17 protein-coding genes and 1 tRNA gene are annotated in these 18,166 nt (G+C 65.9%); 11 read left to right on the top strand and 7 right to left on the bottom strand.

The window, feature by feature from the left end:
- Positions 1-3 precede the first annotated feature (3 nt).
- From B1991_RS17595 to hyfB, 4 genes are read right to left on the bottom strand one after another with little or no spacing between them, the layout of a single operon-like run.
- Positions 4-1,455, bottom strand: coding sequence for a hydrogenase 4 subunit F (locus B1991_RS17595; protein WP_136259980.1), 1,452 nt, complete (start codon positions 1,453-1,455; stop codon positions 4-6).
- A 1-nt stretch (position 1,456) separates the two neighbouring features.
- A complete protein-coding gene (locus B1991_RS17590) occupies positions 1,457-2,125 on the bottom strand; it encodes a formate hydrogenlyase (RefSeq protein ID WP_136259979.1) in 669 nt (222 codons plus the stop codon).
- The gene (locus B1991_RS17585) at positions 2,126-3,079 is read right to left on the bottom strand and encodes a respiratory chain complex I subunit 1 family protein (RefSeq protein ID WP_136259978.1); all 954 of its coding nucleotides are present in this window, start codon (positions 3,077-3,079) and stop codon (positions 2,126-2,128) included.
- The gene (gene hyfB, locus B1991_RS17580; RefSeq protein WP_136259977.1) at positions 3,076-5,097 is read right to left on the bottom strand and encodes a hydrogenase 4 subunit B; all 2,022 of its coding nucleotides are present in this window, start codon (positions 5,095-5,097) and stop codon (positions 3,076-3,078) included. The genes B1991_RS17585 and hyfB overlap by 4 nt, the downstream gene beginning before the upstream one ends.
- Positions 5,098-5,215: 118 nt before the next feature.
- On the opposite strand from hyfB, the gene B1991_RS17575 reads away from it, so the two are divergent.
- The gene (locus B1991_RS17575; RefSeq protein ID WP_136259976.1) at positions 5,216-5,437 is read left to right on the top strand and encodes a CopG family transcriptional regulator; all 222 of its coding nucleotides are present in this window, start codon (positions 5,216-5,218) and stop codon (positions 5,435-5,437) included.
- A 166-nt stretch (positions 5,438-5,603) separates the two neighbouring features.
- Here the strand turns inward: B1991_RS17575 and B1991_RS17570 are convergent, their stop codons facing one another.
- A complete protein-coding gene (locus B1991_RS17570) occupies positions 5,604-8,636 on the bottom strand; it encodes a ligand-binding sensor domain-containing diguanylate cyclase (RefSeq protein ID WP_246031229.1) in 3,033 nt (1,010 codons plus the stop codon).
- A gap of 212 nt (positions 8,637-8,848) precedes the next feature.
- Between B1991_RS17570 and B1991_RS17565 the strand changes: the two genes are divergently transcribed.
- From B1991_RS17565 to B1991_RS17530, 8 genes are all read left to right on the top strand, one after another.
- Positions 8,849-10,186 carry a replication-associated recombination protein A gene (locus B1991_RS17565; protein ID WP_136259975.1) on the top strand — a complete coding sequence of 446 codons (1,338 nt, stop codon included), beginning with the start codon at positions 8,849-8,851 and terminating at the stop codon, positions 10,184-10,186.
- A gap of 150 nt (positions 10,187-10,336) precedes the next feature.
- Positions 10,337-10,915 carry a hypothetical protein gene (locus B1991_RS17560; protein WP_136259974.1) on the top strand — a complete coding sequence of 193 codons (579 nt, stop codon included), beginning with the start codon at positions 10,337-10,339 and terminating at the stop codon, positions 10,913-10,915.
- Between the two features lie 156 nt (positions 10,916-11,071).
- Positions 11,072-12,352 (top strand): serine--tRNA ligase, encoded by a 1,281-nt coding sequence (gene serS / locus B1991_RS17555; RefSeq protein WP_136259973.1) that lies wholly within the window; start codon positions 11,072-11,074, stop codon positions 12,350-12,352.
- Positions 12,349-12,720: an LrgA gene (locus tag B1991_RS17550; RefSeq protein ID WP_136259972.1), complete on the top strand. Its 372-nt coding sequence runs from the start codon at positions 12,349-12,351 to the stop codon at positions 12,718-12,720. The genes serS and B1991_RS17550 overlap by 4 nt, the downstream gene beginning before the upstream one ends.
- A 232-nt stretch (positions 12,721-12,952) precedes the next feature.
- Positions 12,953-13,042: transfer RNA gene (locus B1991_RS17545), tRNA-Ser, on the top strand.
- A gap of 190 nt (positions 13,043-13,232) precedes the next feature.
- Positions 13,233-13,859, top strand: a complete 627-nt coding sequence (locus B1991_RS17540; RefSeq protein WP_136259971.1) for an HD domain-containing protein — start codon at positions 13,233-13,235, stop codon at positions 13,857-13,859.
- Between the two features lie 93 nt (positions 13,860-13,952).
- Complete coding sequence (locus B1991_RS17535) at positions 13,953-14,201, top strand: type II toxin-antitoxin system Phd/YefM family antitoxin (RefSeq protein ID WP_108472895.1); 249 nt, start codon at positions 13,953-13,955, stop codon at positions 14,199-14,201.
- Positions 14,202-14,212: 11 nt separating this feature from the next.
- Entirely contained in the window at positions 14,213-14,467 is a 255-nt protein-coding gene (locus B1991_RS17530) for a Txe/YoeB family addiction module toxin (RefSeq protein ID WP_136259970.1), read from the top strand.
- Between the two features lie 33 nt (positions 14,468-14,500).
- On the opposite strand, the gene B1991_RS17525 is transcribed toward B1991_RS17530, so the two are convergent.
- Positions 14,501-15,973: a class I SAM-dependent DNA methyltransferase gene (locus B1991_RS17525; RefSeq protein ID WP_136259969.1), complete on the bottom strand. Its 1,473-nt coding sequence runs from the start codon at positions 15,971-15,973 to the stop codon at positions 14,501-14,503.
- Between the two features lie 352 nt (positions 15,974-16,325).
- Between B1991_RS17525 and B1991_RS17520 the strand changes: the two genes are divergently transcribed.
- Both B1991_RS17520 and B1991_RS17515 read left to right on the top strand, forming a co-directional pair.
- A complete protein-coding gene (locus B1991_RS17520) occupies positions 16,326-17,060 on the top strand; it encodes a hypothetical protein (RefSeq protein WP_136259968.1) in 735 nt (244 codons plus the stop codon).
- The gene (locus B1991_RS17515) at positions 17,060-17,542 is read left to right on the top strand and encodes a type II toxin-antitoxin system VapC family toxin (protein ID WP_168709703.1); all 483 of its coding nucleotides are present in this window, start codon (positions 17,060-17,062) and stop codon (positions 17,540-17,542) included. Before B1991_RS17520 ends, B1991_RS17515 begins: the two co-directional genes overlap by 1 nt.
- A 3-nt stretch (positions 17,543-17,545) precedes the next feature.
- Here B1991_RS17515 and B1991_RS17510 read toward each other — a convergent pair whose 3' ends face one another.
- Entirely contained in the window at positions 17,546-18,007 is a 462-nt protein-coding gene (locus tag B1991_RS17510) for a restriction endonuclease subunit S domain-containing protein (protein WP_136259966.1), read from the bottom strand.
- Positions 18,008-18,166: the final 159 nt, after the last annotated feature.

Raw genomic sequence — 18,166 nt, 5'->3', positions numbered from 1 at the left:
GATTCATCCGATCAGGCTCGCAGCGAGTCGATACCACTGGGCCAGGGCGGGTGGTATGTACAGGCCGAGCATCAGCACGATCAACAGGTGCACGAACACGGGCACCAGCGCCGGCGGGTGCGGCAGGCGCCGTGCATCCGTTTCGCCGAACACCATCGGCTGCACCTTGAGGAAGATCGCGGCGAAGGCCACGGCCAGGGCGACGAGCAGGAACGGTGTCGCCCACGGGTGGTCGCGCATGGCCGTGATCAGCACCATGTATTCACTGGTGAATACGCCGAACGGCGGCGTGCCCAGGATCGCCAGCGAGCCCAGCATGAGTCCCCAGCCGACGGTGGGGTTCACCGCCAGCAGGCCGCGGATGCCATCGATGCGCTGGGTGCCCGCGATCTGCGAGGCATGGCCGGCGGCGAAGAAGATCGCCGACTTGGTCAACGAGTGCACCGTCATGTGCAGCAGCGCGGCGAAGTTTGCCAGCGGCCCGCCCATGCCGAACGCAAAGGTGATGATGCCCATGTGCTCGATCGAGGAGTAGCCGAACAGGCGCTTGATGTCGCGCTGACGCCACAGCAGGAACGCCGCCAGCCCGGTCGAGAACAAACCGAACGCCATCAGCATGCGCCCGGGCAGCGCCGAGTGCATCGCGCCGACCGCAAGGATCTTGCAACGGACCACGGCGTACATCGCCACGTTGAGCAGCAGCCCCGACAACACCGCCGAGACCGGAGTGGGGCCCTCCGCGTGGGCATCGGGCAGCCAGTTGTGCAGGGGGGCGAGACCGACCTTGGTACCGTAGCCGACCAGCAGAAAGACGAACGCGAGCCCGATCACCGTCGGGTCGAGCTGCCCCTTCACCGCGTTGAGGTGGGTCCACAACAGCGCTCGCATGCCCTCGCCACCGAGCAGCCGCTCCGCCGCGAAGTACAACAGGATCGTGCCGAACAACGCCAGCGCGATGCCGACGCCGCACAGGATGAAATATTTCCAGGCCGCCTCAATGCTGGCGCGGGTGCGGTACAACGACACCAGCAGCACGGTGGACAGCGTCGCCGCCTCCATCGCGACCCACAGCAGCCCCATGTTGTTGGTCGACAGTGCCACCAGCATGGCGGCCATGAACAGCTGGTACATGCTGTGATAGAGCCGCAGGCGGTGCGCGTTGACCCGGCCGTGATCCTGTTCGATGCGCATGTAGGGGCGAGAAAACACGGCCGTGGTGAAGCCGATCAGCGCAGTCAGCGCGATCAGGAACACGTTGAACGGATCGACGAAGAACTGTTCGTGGGCCACGGTCATCGAGCCCTGGCCGATGATCCTGAGTACCAGCGCCGCGGCGGCAATCAACGTCGCCAGGCTGATCACGACGTTGAGTTCGGCGGCGGAGCGCCGCGCACCGAGCACGGCCAGCACGAGCGCGCCGAACAAGGGAGTACCCAGTACCCACGCAAGCTCCACGTCAGTCCTCCTTGAGTGCTTCGAGCTGATGCAGGTCGAGGCTGTCGAACTGCTCGCGGATCTGGAAGAAGAAGATGCCGAAGATGAACACGCCGACCAGCAGATCGAGCGCAATGCCAAGCTCGACCACCATCGGCATGCCGTAGGTCGTGCTGGTGGCGGCGAAGAACAGGCCGTTCTCCATCGCCAGGAAACCGATCACCTGGGTCACCGCCTTGTGCCGGGCAATCATCATCAGGAAGGCCAGCAGGATCACCGCCATCGCAATGCCCAGCGTCTGTCGGGTGACCGTGGTGGCCAGCGAACTGATCGGCTGGGCCAGTCCGAACGCGAAGATCACCAGACCCAGCCCGACCAGCATCAGGGTGGGAATGTTCACCAGCGGATCGCTGTCGCTCTCGATGCCCAGGCGACGCATCAGCCGCAGCAGGATCCACGGCATCAGCCAGACCTTCTCGATCAGGGTCAGCGCGGCGGAGTAGTACAGATGCTGCAGGTGCGCCGTGACGGCGACCAGCAGCGTGGAGGCGGTCAGCACCACACCCTGCCAGGCCAGCAGCACGATCAGCCGCCGTGTCCGCCGCTGCGCGAGCATGGAGAACGAGATCATCAGCAGGCCGGCGGCGAGCACGTGCAGCAGCTGGGTGACGAGGTTGAGTGGAGGCATCATTCAGGATTGCAGCAGAAGGTGAACGAGCAGGCCCAGCACGGCGAGCAGGAACGCCATGCTCAGGAACTCCGGCGCCCGGAAGATGCGCAGCTTGGCCGAGACCGTTTCAATCACCGCCAGCACCGCGCCGGCGACGGCCAGCTTGGCCAGCAACCACACGATGGCAAGCAACAAACCCAATGGGCCGGCCGTGTGCGGCGCGATGCCCCAGGGCACGAACAGCGTGAAACCGATGCACGCATAGTTGAACAGCTTCAACCAGGACGCCCACTCGATGAGGGCCAGATGGCGCGCGGAATATTCCAGCACCATGGACTCATGGATCATGGTCACTTCAAGGTGCGTGCCGGGGTTGTCGATCGGGATACGGGCGTTCTCGGCCAGCAGCACCATCACGAAAGCGACGCCGGCGAAGGCCAGACTCGGATGCAAGGTCAGCCCGTCGGCGTCCAGCGTGCCTTTCACGATGGTTGGCAACGCCGTGCTGCCGAACATCAGAAACGCGTTGAACAGCACCATCAGCAGCGCCGGCTCGGCGAGAAATCCGATCAGCATTTCGCGTCGCGCGCCCATGCTGCCGAACACCGCGCCGATGTCCATCGCCGCCAGGGCGATGAACATGCGCGCCGTCGCGAACAGGCCGACCAGTGCGATGGCGTCGGCCACCCTTGCGAGGGGCAGGTCGGTGGTTACCGAGGGAATGATCGCCGCCGCCGTGGCCATGGCGCCGAACACGGCGTAGGGCGCGGCGCGGAACAAGGGTGAGGCCTGCGTGGCCAGCGCCGCGTCCTTGCGGAACAGCTTGCGCAAGGTGCGGTAGGGCAGCAGCAGGGAAGGGGCCGACCGACTCTGCAGCCAGGCCCGGCATTGGGCGACCCAGCCGGCCAGCAGCGGTGCCAGTGCCACGGCCAGTACCACGCCGCCGAGCTGGCTGACGAGTGCGAGCGCGTTCACAGGACGAACACCAGCAAGACGATCAGGGTCAGGAAGCTGTACAGCAGATAGATGGCCAGACGGCCACGCTGCAGCATGGACAGCGCATCGGCCAGCCAGCCGACGATGCGGGCCAGCGGAAGATACAGCCCATGCCAGAAGCGGTCATCGATCTGGATGCGGTAACGCGGGGCCTGGTCATCCGGCGAAGGCACTTCGCGCTCGATGCGGAAAAACGGCCCGAACATGTGCCGGATCGGCTGACCGAATCCTTCGGCGGTGTCCTGCATGCGCGGGGTCAGCTCGGGATAACCGCAGTTCCACGGTGGCACCCGGCGCACACGACCGTGGTACATCCGCCGTACCAGCACGAACATCATCGCGATCACGCCGGCCATGCCCAACAGCAGCCACAGGCCATTGTAGGAAGCCTGCGCCTGCGCCACCGGAGCGATCCACCATGGCGTCGGGCCGCGCTGGATCGTGGTGCCGAGCAGGGTCTGGGTCACGCCGGCGATGGCATCCAGCGCGGCTTGCGGAAACACGCCAATGAGGATGCAGCCCAACGCCAGCCAGGCCAACCCCACCCGTTCCAGCCAACCCGCATCGTGGGCCTGCATCAGTGAAGGTTCGCGTGGCTGGCCGAGGAATATGACGCCGTAGAACTTGACCATCACGTAGCCGGCCAGCGCGGCGGTGAGTGCCACCACGGCCGCACCCAGCGGCACGATCATGTTGGTGAACGCATGGGGGATGGACGGCGTGGACAGGAATGCCTGCAGCAGCAGCCATTCGGAAACGAAACCGTTGAGCGGTGGCAACCCGGCGAGGGACAGGGTGCCGACCAGGGCCAGCGTGGCGACCCACGGCATGCGCCGGATCAGCCCGCCGAGTTTGCCCAGGCTGCGCTCGTGGGTGGCGTGCAGAACCGAGCCGGTGGCGAGAAACAGCAGGCTCTTGAACAGTGCGTGATTGAGTGCATGCAGCAACGCCGCGGCGAGTGCCAACGCCGCCAGCAGGCGCATGTCGAACGCGTAGCACAGCAGCGCCAGGCCAAGCGCGGCGAAGATCAGGCCGATGTTCTCGATGGAGGAATAGGCCAGCAACCGCTTCATGTCGGTCTGCACGGCAGCGAACACCGCGCCGAACAGCGCCGTGCCCAGTCCCACGGCCAGCGTCAGCATGCCCCACCACCACGGGCCGGCATGGAGCAGATCGAAACTGATCCGCAGCATGCCGTAGACCGCCACCTTGAGCATCAGGCCGCTCATCATCGCGGACACCGGCGAGGGTGCGGCCGGATGGGCTTCCGGCAGCCACACATGCAGGGGCACCAGGCCCGCCTTGGCGCCGAAACCGAACAGGGCCAGCAGGAAGGCCGCCGCGGCCCAGGCCGGCGACAGGGTGGCCGCACGCATCGAGTCGAACGTCATCAGCCAGCTGCCGCCGTGCAGCACACCGAAGCAAAGCAGCAGTGCCAGTGCTCCCACGTGCGCCATCAGCAGGTACAGGAAGCCGGCGCGCTGGATCTCCGGGATACGGTGCTGGGTGGTCACCAGGAAGTACGAACTGAGCGCCATGGTTTCCCACGCCACCATGAACAGGTAGGCGTCATCGGCCAGCACGACCAGCGCCATGCTGGCCAGAAAGACGTGGTACTGCAGGCAGAGCAGCCCCGGCGCCGTGCCTTCGCCCTCCCGGAAGTAACCGGCGGCGAAGATCGAGATGCCCGCCCCCGCGCTTCCAAGCAGCAGCAGGAAGAAGCCTGACAGCGCATCCAGACGCACGTGAAACGGCATGTCCGGAAGCCCGAAGGCAAGCACGCCGGTCTGCGCGGCAAAGCCCGTGGTCAGGGACACGACGCCCAAGCCGGCCACGCCCAGCGCGATCAGCGCGCCCAACGGGAACAGTGTGCGCGCGACCCAACCGATGCGGTTGGACTGGACCAGGCCGAGTGCGCCAATCAGCAACCACGAAGCAACCAGAACCAGCACCGCGGTCAGTGCCGTGGTTGTCGTCAGTGCACTCACCCCATGCATACGGTGGACTCGAGCAGGTCGCTGCTTGAGCGGCTGTTGAGCGGTGCCGCCTGGACGTTTGTCATGATAATTTTATTATCATAAGATGATGATCTAGTGTACAGCCGATGATACTCGCATGCCAACCGAAATCCGTACGGCCCGCCTGACTGTCCTGATCGATCCGCGCAAGAAGGCGGTGTTCGAGCGCTTGTGTGCGGCAGACGACACCACGCCGTCGCAAGTGGTGCGCCAGCTGATCCGGGACTATATCGAGCAGAAGTCCGGGCACTCCTGGCAAAGCGAATACAACCTTGCTGAAAAGACCGCGACTGCAGCCAAGAAGCCGCGGACGCGCTAGCGGCTGCCGGGTCACGGGTCGGTGCCGTGGCTGCAGGGATGGGGCCTGAAAGGACGACGGCAATCAGCCGCCCGGACGGACCAGTCGCGGTGGTTCAACGTGCCGGTTCGGCAGCGCGGTGGGCGCCATGCGTCGGGGCCGCGCGGGCGCCGATTGAGGGGGGATGTCAGCTGGCCACCGCGTAGCGGTTGCGGCCGTTGCGCTTGGCTTCGTACAGCGCCTTGTCCGCGCGCGACAGCCACTGCTCGATGGATTCACCCTGACGCAGCGCGGTGACGCCGATGCTCACCGTGACCTGGATCGGCCGATCCTGATAGCTGACGGCGGTGCCGGCCATGGCCGCGCAGATGCGCTCGGCGATCTCGCTGGCCTGGTCCACGCTGGTGTCGGGCAGGCACAGCACGAACTCCTCGCCGCCGTAGCGTCCGAGCAGGTCACCCTGGCGGCAATGGCGCTGGATCACCGCCACCGCGCCGCGGATCACGGCGTCGCCGGCGAGGTGGCCGTGGATGTCGTTGATCTGCTTGAAGCGGTCCAGGTCGAACAGCGCGATGCAGATGGATTGCTCCCGCGACCGCTCGCATTCCAGCTGGGCCAGCTCCAGGAAGCGGCGCCGGTTGTAGATGCCGGTGAGCCCGTCGGTGCTGGCCAGTTCGTCCAGGCGCCGGTTGGCGGCGCGCAGGTCGCGCGTGTGTTCGTTGATCTGTCGCTGCAACTGCAGCGCCTGCCGGCGCAGGTAGAGCGTGCGCAGATGCACCAGCAGCACCACCAGGCCGATCAGCAGCGCGACCGCTGCCAGCTTGCTGTACCAGGTTTCATACCAGCGCGGAGCGACCGTCACCAGCAGGCGGCTTTCGACCGTGCGCGGATGCATGCCCTGCGTACTGGCGCGCAGATACAGCACGTAGTCCCCGTGCGCGAGGTTGGTGTAGTTCGCGCCGGGCTTGGCGCCGGCCGGGATGTCGACCCAGTCGTCGTCCAGCCCGGTCATGCGATAGCTGTACGAGGTTTCGCCGGGGGAGCGGTAATCCAGCAGGGAGAAGTCCACGCGCAGGTTGCGGTTGCGCTGGTCCAGCGTGATCGTGTCGCCGTCATGCGGCAGTCTGCCGAACGGCAGCGCCCGCGTACCGAGCACCGCTTGGGTGATCGCCAGCGGGGCGTCGTCGTTGTCGTCGATCTGGATGGCCGGACGGATCACCGTCAGGCCACCCAGGCCACCGAACAGCAGCGAGCCGTCGGGCGCGCGGGCGGCGGCGTCGGCATAGTGGTAGCTGCGGATGTGCAGGCCGTCGCGCGAGCTCAGGTTGCGCACCGCGTGGCTGCCGGCATCGATGCGCGCGATGCCGCTGGAGGTGCTGGCCCAGATGTGGCCCAGGCCATCGCCGAGCGCGCTGGTGACCTTGTCGCTGAGCAGGCCCTCGGCCACGCCGATGCTGGAAAAGCGCCACGGATCCTTGCCGATGCTTTCGGCCAGGCCGCCGGAGGTGCTCACCCATACGTGTCCCTGCGGGTCCGGCGTTGCCGCGCTCACCGAATCGCCGGGCAGGCTGGTCGGGTCGCCCTCGCGATGGGCAAGCGTGCGGAAGCCGCGGCTGGCGCCGCTGTCGGGGGCGATGCTGATGCCGCGCGAGGTGCTGTACCACCATTCGCCGCCGACCTTGAGGATCTGCCGCACCGTGTTGCTGGCCAGACTGGTCGGGTCGTCGGGATCGTGCCGGACATGGTCCAGCACGCCGGCGGTGATGTCGTAGCGGAACAGTCCGTCATAGGTGCCGATCAGCAGGCGGTTGCCATCCATGCGCAGGCACAGCACCGGCACGCTTTCCAGTGCGGGCAGCACCGACGAGCTGATCTCGAACGTGTTCGGGTCCACCTTCGCCAGGCCCTGGGTGCCGACCCAGATCGAGCCGTCCGCCGCCTCGGCGAAGGACTGCACGTCGCGCAGCGTCTGCGTGCCGCCGAGGCGCAGGTGGCGCATCAGGCCCGCGTGCAGGTCGATCACGTCGATGCGGCCGGCGCTCAGGCCGATCCAGACCAGCCCGCGGCTGTCCACGTAGACGCCGCGCACGCTGGTGTCGCTGAGCATGTTCGATTCCAGCGGCGAGGGCAGGATCGAGAACGCGCCGCGGTCGCCCAGATAGGCGCGGGCCAGGCCCAGGTCGGTGGCCGCCCACAGATTGCCGGCGTGGTCGTGCAGCAACGCGCGCACGGCGTCGCCGGGCAGCGATGAGGGCACCGCCGGGTCATGCCCGATCCGCTGCAGCGAGGCGTCGCCGGGCCGGTAGGCCAGTACGCCGCTGCCGTCGGTGGCGATCCACATGGTGCCCGGCGCAGCCTCCTGGAAGTCGCGCACGGTGGCGCGCTGGGCGCCCTTGCGATAGCCGCTGAACTCCGGCACCGGCTGCCAGTGTCCGTGCGGGTCGCGGTACACCGCGCCGGCCTGGCCGCTGCCGATCCACAGGCGGCCGGCGCTGTCCTCGTCGATGGCCCAGATCTGGTTCTCCAGCACGGTGGCCACCGCGGCATCGGCGGGCAGCGCGGGGCGCTCGAAGCGATCGTTGCCGGCGCGCCGCACGAACAGGCCCTGGTTGTTGCCCAGCCACAGGTTGCCTGCGCGGTCCTGCATCACGCTGAAGTTGCGCGGCGCGGTGTCGCTGCCGGTGTCGACGTGGCGGATCGCGTTGCTGCGCAGGTCGAGATGGTCCAGGCCCTGTTCGGTGGCCACCCACACGCCGCCGGCGTGGTCGTCGGCGAGGGCGAAAATCTTGCGGTCGGAGATGCCGTCCGGGCCGCCGGGATAGACGTGGAAGGTGTTGGTCGCCGGATCGAAGCGCACCAGGCCGCCGGCGTTGGTGCCGATCAGCATGCCGCCGTCGGGCAGGGCCAGCAGGCAGCGCACGTAGGCATCGGGCAGGCCCTTGACGGGTTCGCCGCGGATGTCGAACAGCTGGGTGCGGTAGCCGTCGTAGCGGGCCAGCCCCACCATCGTGCCCACCCACAGCAGGCCTTCGCGATCCTGCGCCAGCGCAGTGACGATGGCCGGGGGGAATCCTTCCGCGCTGGATACCTTGTCGAACCATGGCGACTCGAACGGCGCCCACGGATCGACCGGCGCGGCGATGCCCGCTCCGGCCCGGAGCAGCAGCAACAGTGCCCCCAACAGGCCCAGCCACGGGCAGCGCAAGGACCGTCGCTTCACCCGCACCACCCGTACCGACACGGCAAGGCGCCGGGCCGCTGCGCGCGTCCGGTTTCCCTGGTGCGGTCAATGGTTCCGTGCACGATCACGTTCTGGTCGTCCCCCGGCACATCCGGTCGAATCGGCTCGACGACGCGGACGGCCCCCATGATACCGGCATGCACCGAGTTTCCGCAGGCGGACGCCGCGGGTGCATGCCTTATCATCGGCACATGACTCCTCCCGTTGCCCCGTCCGGCCCCGGCCTGTTCGCCGAACCCGACGCGCTCAAGCCGCTGGCCGAACGCATGCGCCCGCGCAGCCTCGATGAAATCGTCGGTCAGCAGCGGCTGGTCGGCCCGAACCAGGCGCTGCGCCGCGCACTGGAAGCCGGCAAGATCCACTCGATGGTGCTGTGGGGGCCGCCCGGCTGCGGCAAGACCACGCTGGCCCTGCTGGTGGCGCGCTACGCCGACGCGGATTTCCGCGCGATCTCCGCCGTGCTGTCCGGCCTGCCGGACGTGCGCAAGGCGCTGGCCGAGGCCGAGGTGAACTTCGCCCAGGGCCGGCGCACCGTGCTGTTCGTCGACGAGGTGCACCGCTTCAACAAGACCCAGCAGGACGCGTTCCTGCCGCACATCGAGCGCGGCGTGATCATCTTCATCGGCGCCACCACCGAGAACCCCTCGTTCGAGCTGAACTCCGCGCTGCTCTCGCGCTGCCGCGTGCACGTGCTGGAGCCGGTCTCCACCGCCGACATCGTCGCCGCGCTGAAGCGCGCGCTGGCCGACGGCGAGCGCGGCCTCGGCGAGCTGCAATTGCAGGTGTCCGACGCATCGCTGGATTCGATCGCCCAGGCGGCCGACGGCGACGTGCGCCGCGCGCTGACCCTGCTGGAAATCGCCGCCGAGCTGGCCCACGAACGCACCATCGACGAAGCCACCCTGAGCCAGGTGCTGGCCGACCGCACCCGTCGCTTCGACAAGCAGGGCGAGCAGTTCTACGACCAGATCTCGGCGCTGCACAAGTCGGTGCGCTCGTCCGATCCCGACGCGGCGGTGTACTGGCTGTGCCGCATGCTCGACGGCGGCGTCGACCCGCTGTATCTCGCCCGGCGCATGACCCGCATGGCGGTGGAGGACGTCGGCCTGGCCGAGCCGCGCGCCTGGCGCATGGCGCTGGACGCGTGGGATACCTACGAGCGCCTGGGCAGCCCCGAGGGCGAGCTCGGCCTGGCCCAGCTGGCGATCTGGCTGGCCATCTCGCCCAAGAGCAACGCGGCGTACATGGCCTACAACAAGGCCCGCGACGCGGTGCGCCATGGCGGCACGCTGGACGTGCCCATGCACCTGCGCAACGCGCCCACCAAGCTGATGAAGGGCCTCGGCTACGGCAAGGGCTACCAATACGACCACGACGCCGAAGGCGGCGTCGCGCTCGATCAGCAATGCCTGCCCGATGCGCTGGTCGGCACGGTGTTCTACGAGCCGGTCGAACGCGGCCTGGAACTGCAACTGCGCGAAAAGCTGCTGGCCCTGCGCGCCGCCCGCGAAAAAGCCCGCCACCCGTAGGAGCCAGCTCGCGGGCGATGCTTTTCTTTCGGGATACGGGATTCGGGATTCGCAAGAGCATCGCCCGCGAGCGGGCTCCTGCCGCGTACGCCCTTGCCGCACGCGCTTTCCCGACCTAGATTGGCTCAACCAACCGGGGAGGGATGAACCATGCGCGTACTGGTGGCGGGTCTGATCGGCGGCATCGTGATGTTCATCTGGGGCGTGGCCGCACACATGGCGCTGGGACTGGGCAGCGTCGGCATCCACCAGCCGCTCAACGAGAACGCGGCGCTGAGCGGGCTGCAGGAAGGGCTGGGCGATCAGCCGGGCGTATACCTGCTGCCTTCGCTCGATCCCAAGCAGCTGGGCGACGCCGCCGTGGTGCGCGCCTATTCGATCAAGGCCGTGCGTTCGCCCTACGCCTGGGTGGTGTACCAGCCGCGCGGCACCGACATGATGCAGATGGGTCCGCAGATCGGGCGGCAATGGGCGTCCGACACGCTGGCGTCGCTGGCACTCGCCTTCGTCATGGGGTTGGCCGTGGTGGGCTTCCGCCGGCGGGTGGCGATCGCCGCGGCGGCGGCCGTGTTTGCCTGGCTCAGCAGCATGCTTCCGTACTGGAACTGGTACCGCTTTCCGCTCGATTTCACGCTCGCCGCCCTGGCCGAGCAGCTGATCGGCTGGCTGCTCGCCGGCGCGGCGATGGCGTGGTGGCTGGGCCGCGACGAGCGCCGCTCGGCCAGCTGAATCGTTCCACGCGGCGATGTCCGGCTCCCTCTCCTGCGTGCAGCAGGGGAGGGCTGGGGAGGGGTGAAGTCCCCCAAGCAATTCGTCACTCACATTGCAGCCATCGCCACCCCGCAGCGATAATTCGCGGTTCAATCCGTCATCTGGACCTCGCTCATGCTCGATCCCGCCCTGCTGCGTGCGCACCTCGCCGACACCGCCGCACGCCTCGCCGAAACCCGCGGCTACACGCTGGACGTGGCCGCCGTCGAAGCGCTGGAGAGTTCGCGCAAGCAGCTGGCGATGGAGACGCAGGAGCTGCAGAACCTGCGCAACACCCGCTCCAAGGCGATCGGCCAGGCCAAGTCCAAGGGCGAGGACGTGGCGCCGCTGATGGCCGAAGTCGCCGGCATCGGCGACAAGCTCAAGGCCAACGAGCAGGCCCTCGCCGACGTGCAGGCCAAGCTCGCCGGGATCGCGTTGGGCATCCCCAACATCCCGCACGAGTCCGTGCCGGTGGGCAAGGACGAGCACGACAACGTCGAAGTCAGCCGCTGGGGAACGCCGCGCGAGTTCGCGTTCGCGGTGAAGGATCACGTCGAACTCGGCGAGCGCCACGGCTGGCTCGACGGCGATGCCGGCGCCAAGCTCTCCGGCGCGCGCTTCACCGTGCTGCGCGGCCAGCTCGCGCACCTGCATCGCGCACTCGGCCAGTTCATGCTCGACCTGCACACCGGTGAGCACGGCTACCTCGAATGCAACGTGCCGGTGATCGTCAACGCCGACACCATGCAGGGCACCGGCCAGTTGCCGAAGTTCGAAGAGGACCTGTTCGCCACCGAAGTAGGCGAGACCAAGCGCTACCTGATCCCCACCGCCGAAGTCTCGCTGACCAACCTGGTGCGCGACACCATCCAGGACGCCGACGCGCTGCCGCTGCGCATGACCGCGCACACGCTGTGCTTCCGTGCCGAGGCCGGCAGCTACGGCCGCGACACCCGCGGCATGATCCGCCAGCACCAGTTCGAGAAGGTCGAGATGGTGCACGTCGCCCGCGCCGACCAGTCCTACGCGCAGCTGGAGGAGATGGTCGGCCACGCCGAAACCGTGCTGCAGAAACTCGGCCTGCCGTACCGCAAGATGCTCCTGTGCACCGGCGACATGGGCTTCGGCGCCACCAAGACCTACGACCTCGAAGTGTGGCTGCCCAGCCAGCAGACCTACCGCGAAATCTCCAGCTGCTCCAACTGCGAGGACTTCCAGGCCCGCCGCCTGCAGGCTCGCGTGCGCAATCCCGAAACCGGCAAGCCAGAACTGGTGCACACCCTCAACGGCTCCGGCCTCGCCATCGGCCGCACCCTGATCGCGGTGATGGAGAACTACCAGAACGCCGACGGTTCGATCACGATCCCCGAAGCACTGCGCCCGTACATGGCCGGGCTCGACCGCATCGCATGAACACGCCGACGCCGGCACGCGGCAGCTGGGGCAGGGTGGAGTTCTACACCAGCTTCTTCCTGCTGCTGGTGCTGGCCGGCGTGATCGCCACCCGCCTCGGCTTCGACGACGTCTGGCATCTGCCCACTCTCGATCTCGACCTGTCGATGGTCGCCCTGGCCCTCGTCCTCGCCAGCTTCTGGTTCGCCCGCCACAGCCGCCGCTGGCGCCTCGCCGTCATCGCCTTCGCCAGCGCCACCCAGCTGGTGCCCATGGTCGTGCGCGAACCGGTGCTGCTGCTGCCGCTGCTCGGCGCGCTGATCCCCGTGGTCATCCTCGTCGGCTGCCTGGTCGCACTGTCGAAAAAAGGCCCCAAGCCGCTGTTGTAGGAGCGCACCCTGTGCGCGATGCTCTCCGTCGACCCACCGAAAGGCATCGCGCACGACCGAAGGAAGTCCCTTGTGGACCAAGGTGCGCTCCTGGCCTGCCCTCAACGGCACCCGTTGTTACGTTCCTGATAGCATGTGCACCTCATACGACCTCCCACCGTTCACCCTGAGCGTAGCGGAGCGAAGTCGAAGGGCCGGCGTTCCCCAAGCAACGGTCGGCAGCACAATTTTCGGAGAGATGGCCGAGTGGTTTAAGGCACCGGTCTTGAAAACCGGCGAAGGGTCAAACCTTCCGTGGGTTCGAATCCCACTCTCTCCGCCAGAAAAACAGAGCGCCCCGATGGGGCGTTTTGCTTCTCTGGCAGTGACAGCTTGGGCAAATAACCACCCAAGGTCGACGAACCCATCCGGGGCGAATTTGGTCAGCCGCGGGTTGGCGTCCGCTACGCTCTCAGTCCTTGCGACGTGCTGCCATCATCATTGGCTACGGTAAAACCGTCACAGGGGGCCGCATGACCACGCTATCCGATCGCTTCAGCCAGGCCGTCGACTACGCCCGCCTCGCCCATGCAGCGCAGGTGCGCAAGGGCTCGAACATTCCGTATCTGTACCATCTGCTTGGCGTGGCCAGCCTGGTGATCGAGTTCGGCGGTAACGAGGACCAGGCCATCGCCGGCCTGCTGCACGACACCATCGAGGATTGCGGTGCCGAGCATGAGGCGGCGATCCGCAAGCAATTCGGTGATGCCGTCGCCAATATCGTGGTGGACTGCACCGACGGCACCGCCGAAGGCAAGGCCAGCCACACCGATCCGGAAGCCAAACGCCGAGACTGGATCGAGCGCAAACTCGCCTACCTCACGCACCTGAAACAAGCCCCGGACGCCACGCTGCTGGTCTCCGCCTGCGACAAACTCCACAACGCCCGCGCCATCGTGCAGGACCTGGAAGACCCCGAAATAGCCACCCTCGTATTCGACCGCTTCACCGGCGGCCGCGACGGCACGCTCGGCTACTACCAGGCACTGGCGGAGATATTCTCGGCCCGCGGCATCAAGGTCGCCCGGGTGCTCGACAGCACGGTGGACCTGATGCATGCGCTGGCTGGGGCGGAGGAACGCAAGGCGCTTGCTGGCTGATCCGCCGCTTGAACCCGCCATCCGGCAGCATTTGACCGCCTGCGGGCCGTCGGCTAGATTATGTACAGAATAATGTACATATCGAGACAGCCCATGGACACCATCACCTACACCAAGGCCCGCTCCAGTCTCGCCGAGACGATGGAGCGCGTCTGCGAGGATCATGCGCCGGTGATCATCACCAAGAAGGATGAGTCGGTGGTGATGATGTCGCTGGCCGATTACCAGTCGATGGAAGAAACCGCGTACCTGCTGCGCAGCCCCAGGAACGCGCGCCGGCTGCTGGAATCGATGGCGCAACTGGAATCCGGTGGCGGCAAACCGCGCAAGCTGGCTCGCTGAATCGAAACGGCATGCAGCTGATCTTCTCCGATGCGGCCTGGGAGGATTACCTCTACTGGCAGGCCCACGACCGCAAGCTGGTGGCGCGCATCAACAAGCTGATCGACGACACCCTGCGCCATCCCCTCGAAGGCATCGGCAAACCCGAGCCCTTGCGGCATGGGCTGGCGGGTTACTGGTCGCGCCGCATCAACGACGAGCACCGCATGGTGTACAAGCCCGTCGCGGGTGCGCTGCTGATTGCGCAGTTGCGGTATCACTATTGAACAGCGCGCCAGGCACCTGGTCATCCGGACAGCTCATTCGCGAGAAGTCGACGAAGGCAAGGCCGCGGCAACTTCTCTGAACGACGCCAGCGCCGCCTCCAGATGCTCCACGATCTCCTGCGCCAGCACGTCCGGCGCGGGCAGGTCGTCGAGGTTGTCGAGGCTGTCGTCTTTCAGCCAGAAGATGTCGAGGCTGGCCTTGTCGCGGGCCACCAGCGTCTTGTAGTCGAAGTACTTGAAGCGCTCCGTCTCTTTGCGCCGCTGGCGGTTGGCGGGGTGGTAGCAGTCGATGAAGTCCTGCAGGTCGTCGCGCTTGAGCGGGCGGGTTTTCAGGGTGAAGTGCTTGTTGGTGCGCAGGTCGTAGATCCACACGCCCTTGGTGTGCACCTTGCCGTCTTTGGGTTTGGCGTCGAAGAACACCACGTTCGCCTTCACGCCCTGCGCGTAGAAGATGCCGGTGGGCAGGCGCAGCAGGGTGTGCACGTCACAGGTTTCCAGCAGCTTCCGGCGGATCTTTTCGCCGGCGCCGCCTTCGAACAGTACGTTGTCCGGCAGCACCACCGCGGCCTGGCCGGTGGTCTTGAGCATCGAGACGATGTGCTGCAGGAAGTTGAGCTGCTTGTTCGAGGTGGTCTGCCAGAAGCCTTGGCGCTCGTAGGTCAGCGCGTCGCGGTCTTCCTCGCCGTCTTCGCCAACGATGGTCATGCTGCTCTTCTTGCCGAAGGGCGGGTTGGCCAGCACGTAGTCCACCAGAACACGGGGTTCCGAGACGAGCGCATCGGAGCGTTCCACGGCGGGCGCACCATCCAGCTCGCCGATGTTGTGCAGGAACAAGTTCATCAGGCACATGCGGCGCGTGCTGGCGACGATCTCGTTGCCGTAGAAAGTTTCATGGCGCAGGAACCTGGCCTGCGAGGGATTGAGGTGACTGCCCTTGCGAGTCAGCCATTCGTGCACGCCGAGGAAGAAACCACCCGTGCCACAGGCTGGATCGCCCACGGTTTTCTTTGGCTCGGGCTGCACGCACTCCACCATCGCCTGGATCAGCGGGCGCGGGGTGAAGTACTGGCCAGCGCCGCTCTTGGTGTCCTCGGCGTTCTTCTGCAGCAGGCCTTCATAGAGGTCGCCCTTGACGTCGGTTTCCAGGCTGAGCCAGCTCTCCGCGTCGATCATCTGCACCAGCCGCGCCAGCTTGGCCGGGTCCTGGATCTTGTTCTGCGCCTTGAAGAAGATCGCGCCGAGCATGCCGGGCTCCTCGCCGAGCTTGTGCAGCAGCTTGAGGTAGTGCGTTTCCAGCGGCTCGCCGGTCTTGTCGCGCAGGCTGGCCCAGTCGCAGCTGCGCGGCACACGGGTGTCGCGGTTGTGTGGCGGCAACGAGTATTCATGCGCCAGCTTCAGGAACAGCAGGTAGGTCAGTTGTTCCAGATAGTCGCCGTAACCCACGCCGTCGTCGCGCAGCGTGTGGCAGAAGTTCCAGATCTTCTGGACGAGGGTGTTGCTGTTCATGCAGCTCTCCGTTGACCAACTTGTAAGGCGTCCTTACAAGTTGGGCCTCGCTTGGCGGGAGCGGTCAAGGATTCCTTGACCGTTCATTCAGAATCACTCGTCGATTGACCTGGCCGACAGCCGGCCAATACAGTTCATCCCAACACGGCCCCCGCCACTACATCGAAAGATGCACGCGGGGGTTCTTTTTGTGGAGATGTCCCTGGGGGATTCGTGTTCAGTCAGCGCGTTAGGCTACACTTTGTCGGCATTCGAATGCGAGGCTGATAGCCGCCACAGCTGGGCGTCCGCCCTGAATGGCACTAGGCTCGACTCGCGGCCTGCAACCGGATCGTTCCTCCCGGCGAAAACCATGAAACCGACTACCGCCAACTACGATTTCCGTATTGATGCCCTGACGCCGGCAACCCTGCGTCTGAGTCGTTTCGTGGACTACGTGGACGCTTTGCGCGGTATCTTTGGCGCTGCGGAAGACGTGTATTTCCACCAGGTGCGCAAGGGCAGTGCCGTGCTGGAGTTCGCCGTCAGCCACAAAGCTGCGCCTCGCATCGAAAAGCGCCTGCACTTGCTCGGCACGGCAGACATGCCTGCGGACATGGCCGCACAGTGGACGAACATCAACCGCTACCTGCGCCGCGACGGCGCCAGTGCGCGGCTGATGCGCAAGGGTGGCAAGGTTGCGTTCGCCCAATTTGCGGGCATTCGTACACCGCTGGCGCAGGAAGCCATCGTGCACGAAAGCGGGACGCTGGATGGCGTGGTGGTTGGCGTGAAGGGCGTGGACGATAGCGTGCCCATCTGGCTGAAGGCTGATGATGGTGCCTTGCTCAAGTGCAATGCCCGGCGCGACATTGCTCGCCAGCTTGCGCCCCTGTTCGACACTTATGTGCGTGTGGCGGGCAAAGGCAAGTGGCGGCGCGGTGACGACGCCCGCTGGACGCTGGAAGAGTTCGATATCCAGAGCTTCGAGCGGTTGGATGAAACGCCGCTGGAACAGCAAGTACGGGACATCCAGGCCATTGCGGACAACGGCTGGAATGAACTGGACGACGCCCAGGCCGCATGGCACGAGTTGAGGGCCGACTGATGCCGGTCGCCTTCGATGCCAACATCCTGATCGACCTGTTCAATCCCCGCATCAAAGGCGACCGCCGTGCCAAGCTGGACGGATTGCTGGAACAGCACGCCAGAACCAAGATCATCATCCCCACGCCCAGCCTGACCGAGTATCTGGTGCGGGCCGGCAAGGCGCGCGACGAGCTGCTGGCGAAACTCTCGGCCAGCCGCTCCTTCAGCATCGAACCCTTCGACCAGCGCGCGGCCACCGAATGCGCGCTGTTGCTGGCCGACCATTGGGACGACACCACGCGCAAGCAGGTCACGCGCACCAAGTTCAAGTTCGACTGGCAAATCGCGGCCATCGCACTGTCGCGCAACGTCACCCGCATCTACAGCGACGATGCCGACCTGCACCGCATCGGGCAAGCGTTGTCCCTCGATGTGAAGGGTATCGATGACTTGCCCATCCCCGACTCGGCGCGGCAGACGAAAATGCCATTCGGCAAGTAACCGCTACGCCTTCCGGCCTCGTTTCCCCACTGGCTTGGCCTTGCCCGCATGTTCCATCTTCGCGGCGCGGATGCGTTCCAGCAGCGCGCTGGCGGGTTCGTCTTTGGGGTCTTGCGGTACCAGTTGGCCGGCGAAGGCGGCTTTGAGGATGTTTTTGCGTTGGGCGGCGGCTTGCTTGAGCGAAAGCTCAATTGCCAGTTCTTGCTCCTCGATGCATTGGACCTGGGCGTGGATTTGTTCCACCAATCTTCGTTGTTGGTCAACTGCTGGGACGGGGATCATCAACGTAAAGAAGCGGTCTTGTGTCAGGTTCAGACCGCTGTCATTTATGCCCGTCTTCAGTTCGTCAATTTTGTTTACCATGTGAGGCGCGTTTAGAACGAGCTCAAGAAATTCTTTGTCGACACGGCTTTCGTCGCAACGGATGCGATATGCCTTGTCACAAAGGATCAGTCGTTTCTTCACTTGCCGAATGAGACAGGTGACGCCCACCCGCGATCGAGGTCCCGCGCGAGTGATGAGTAAATCTCCGACTTCCAATTCCAGATGTTCACGCGGCGTGAGAGCTGAAGGAAGCTTCTTGTTGTGTGAGCCATCGAACGCTAGGGATGCTCTGATTTATTC

This window comes from Rhodanobacter lindaniclasticus (assembly GCF_004799035.1).
In the GTDB taxonomy this organism is placed as follows: domain Bacteria; phylum Pseudomonadota; class Gammaproteobacteria; order Xanthomonadales; family Rhodanobacteraceae; genus Rhodanobacter; species Rhodanobacter lindaniclasticus.
Note: the sequence above shows the minus strand (reverse complement) of the source record. Positions and strands in the feature narration are given on the sequence as shown.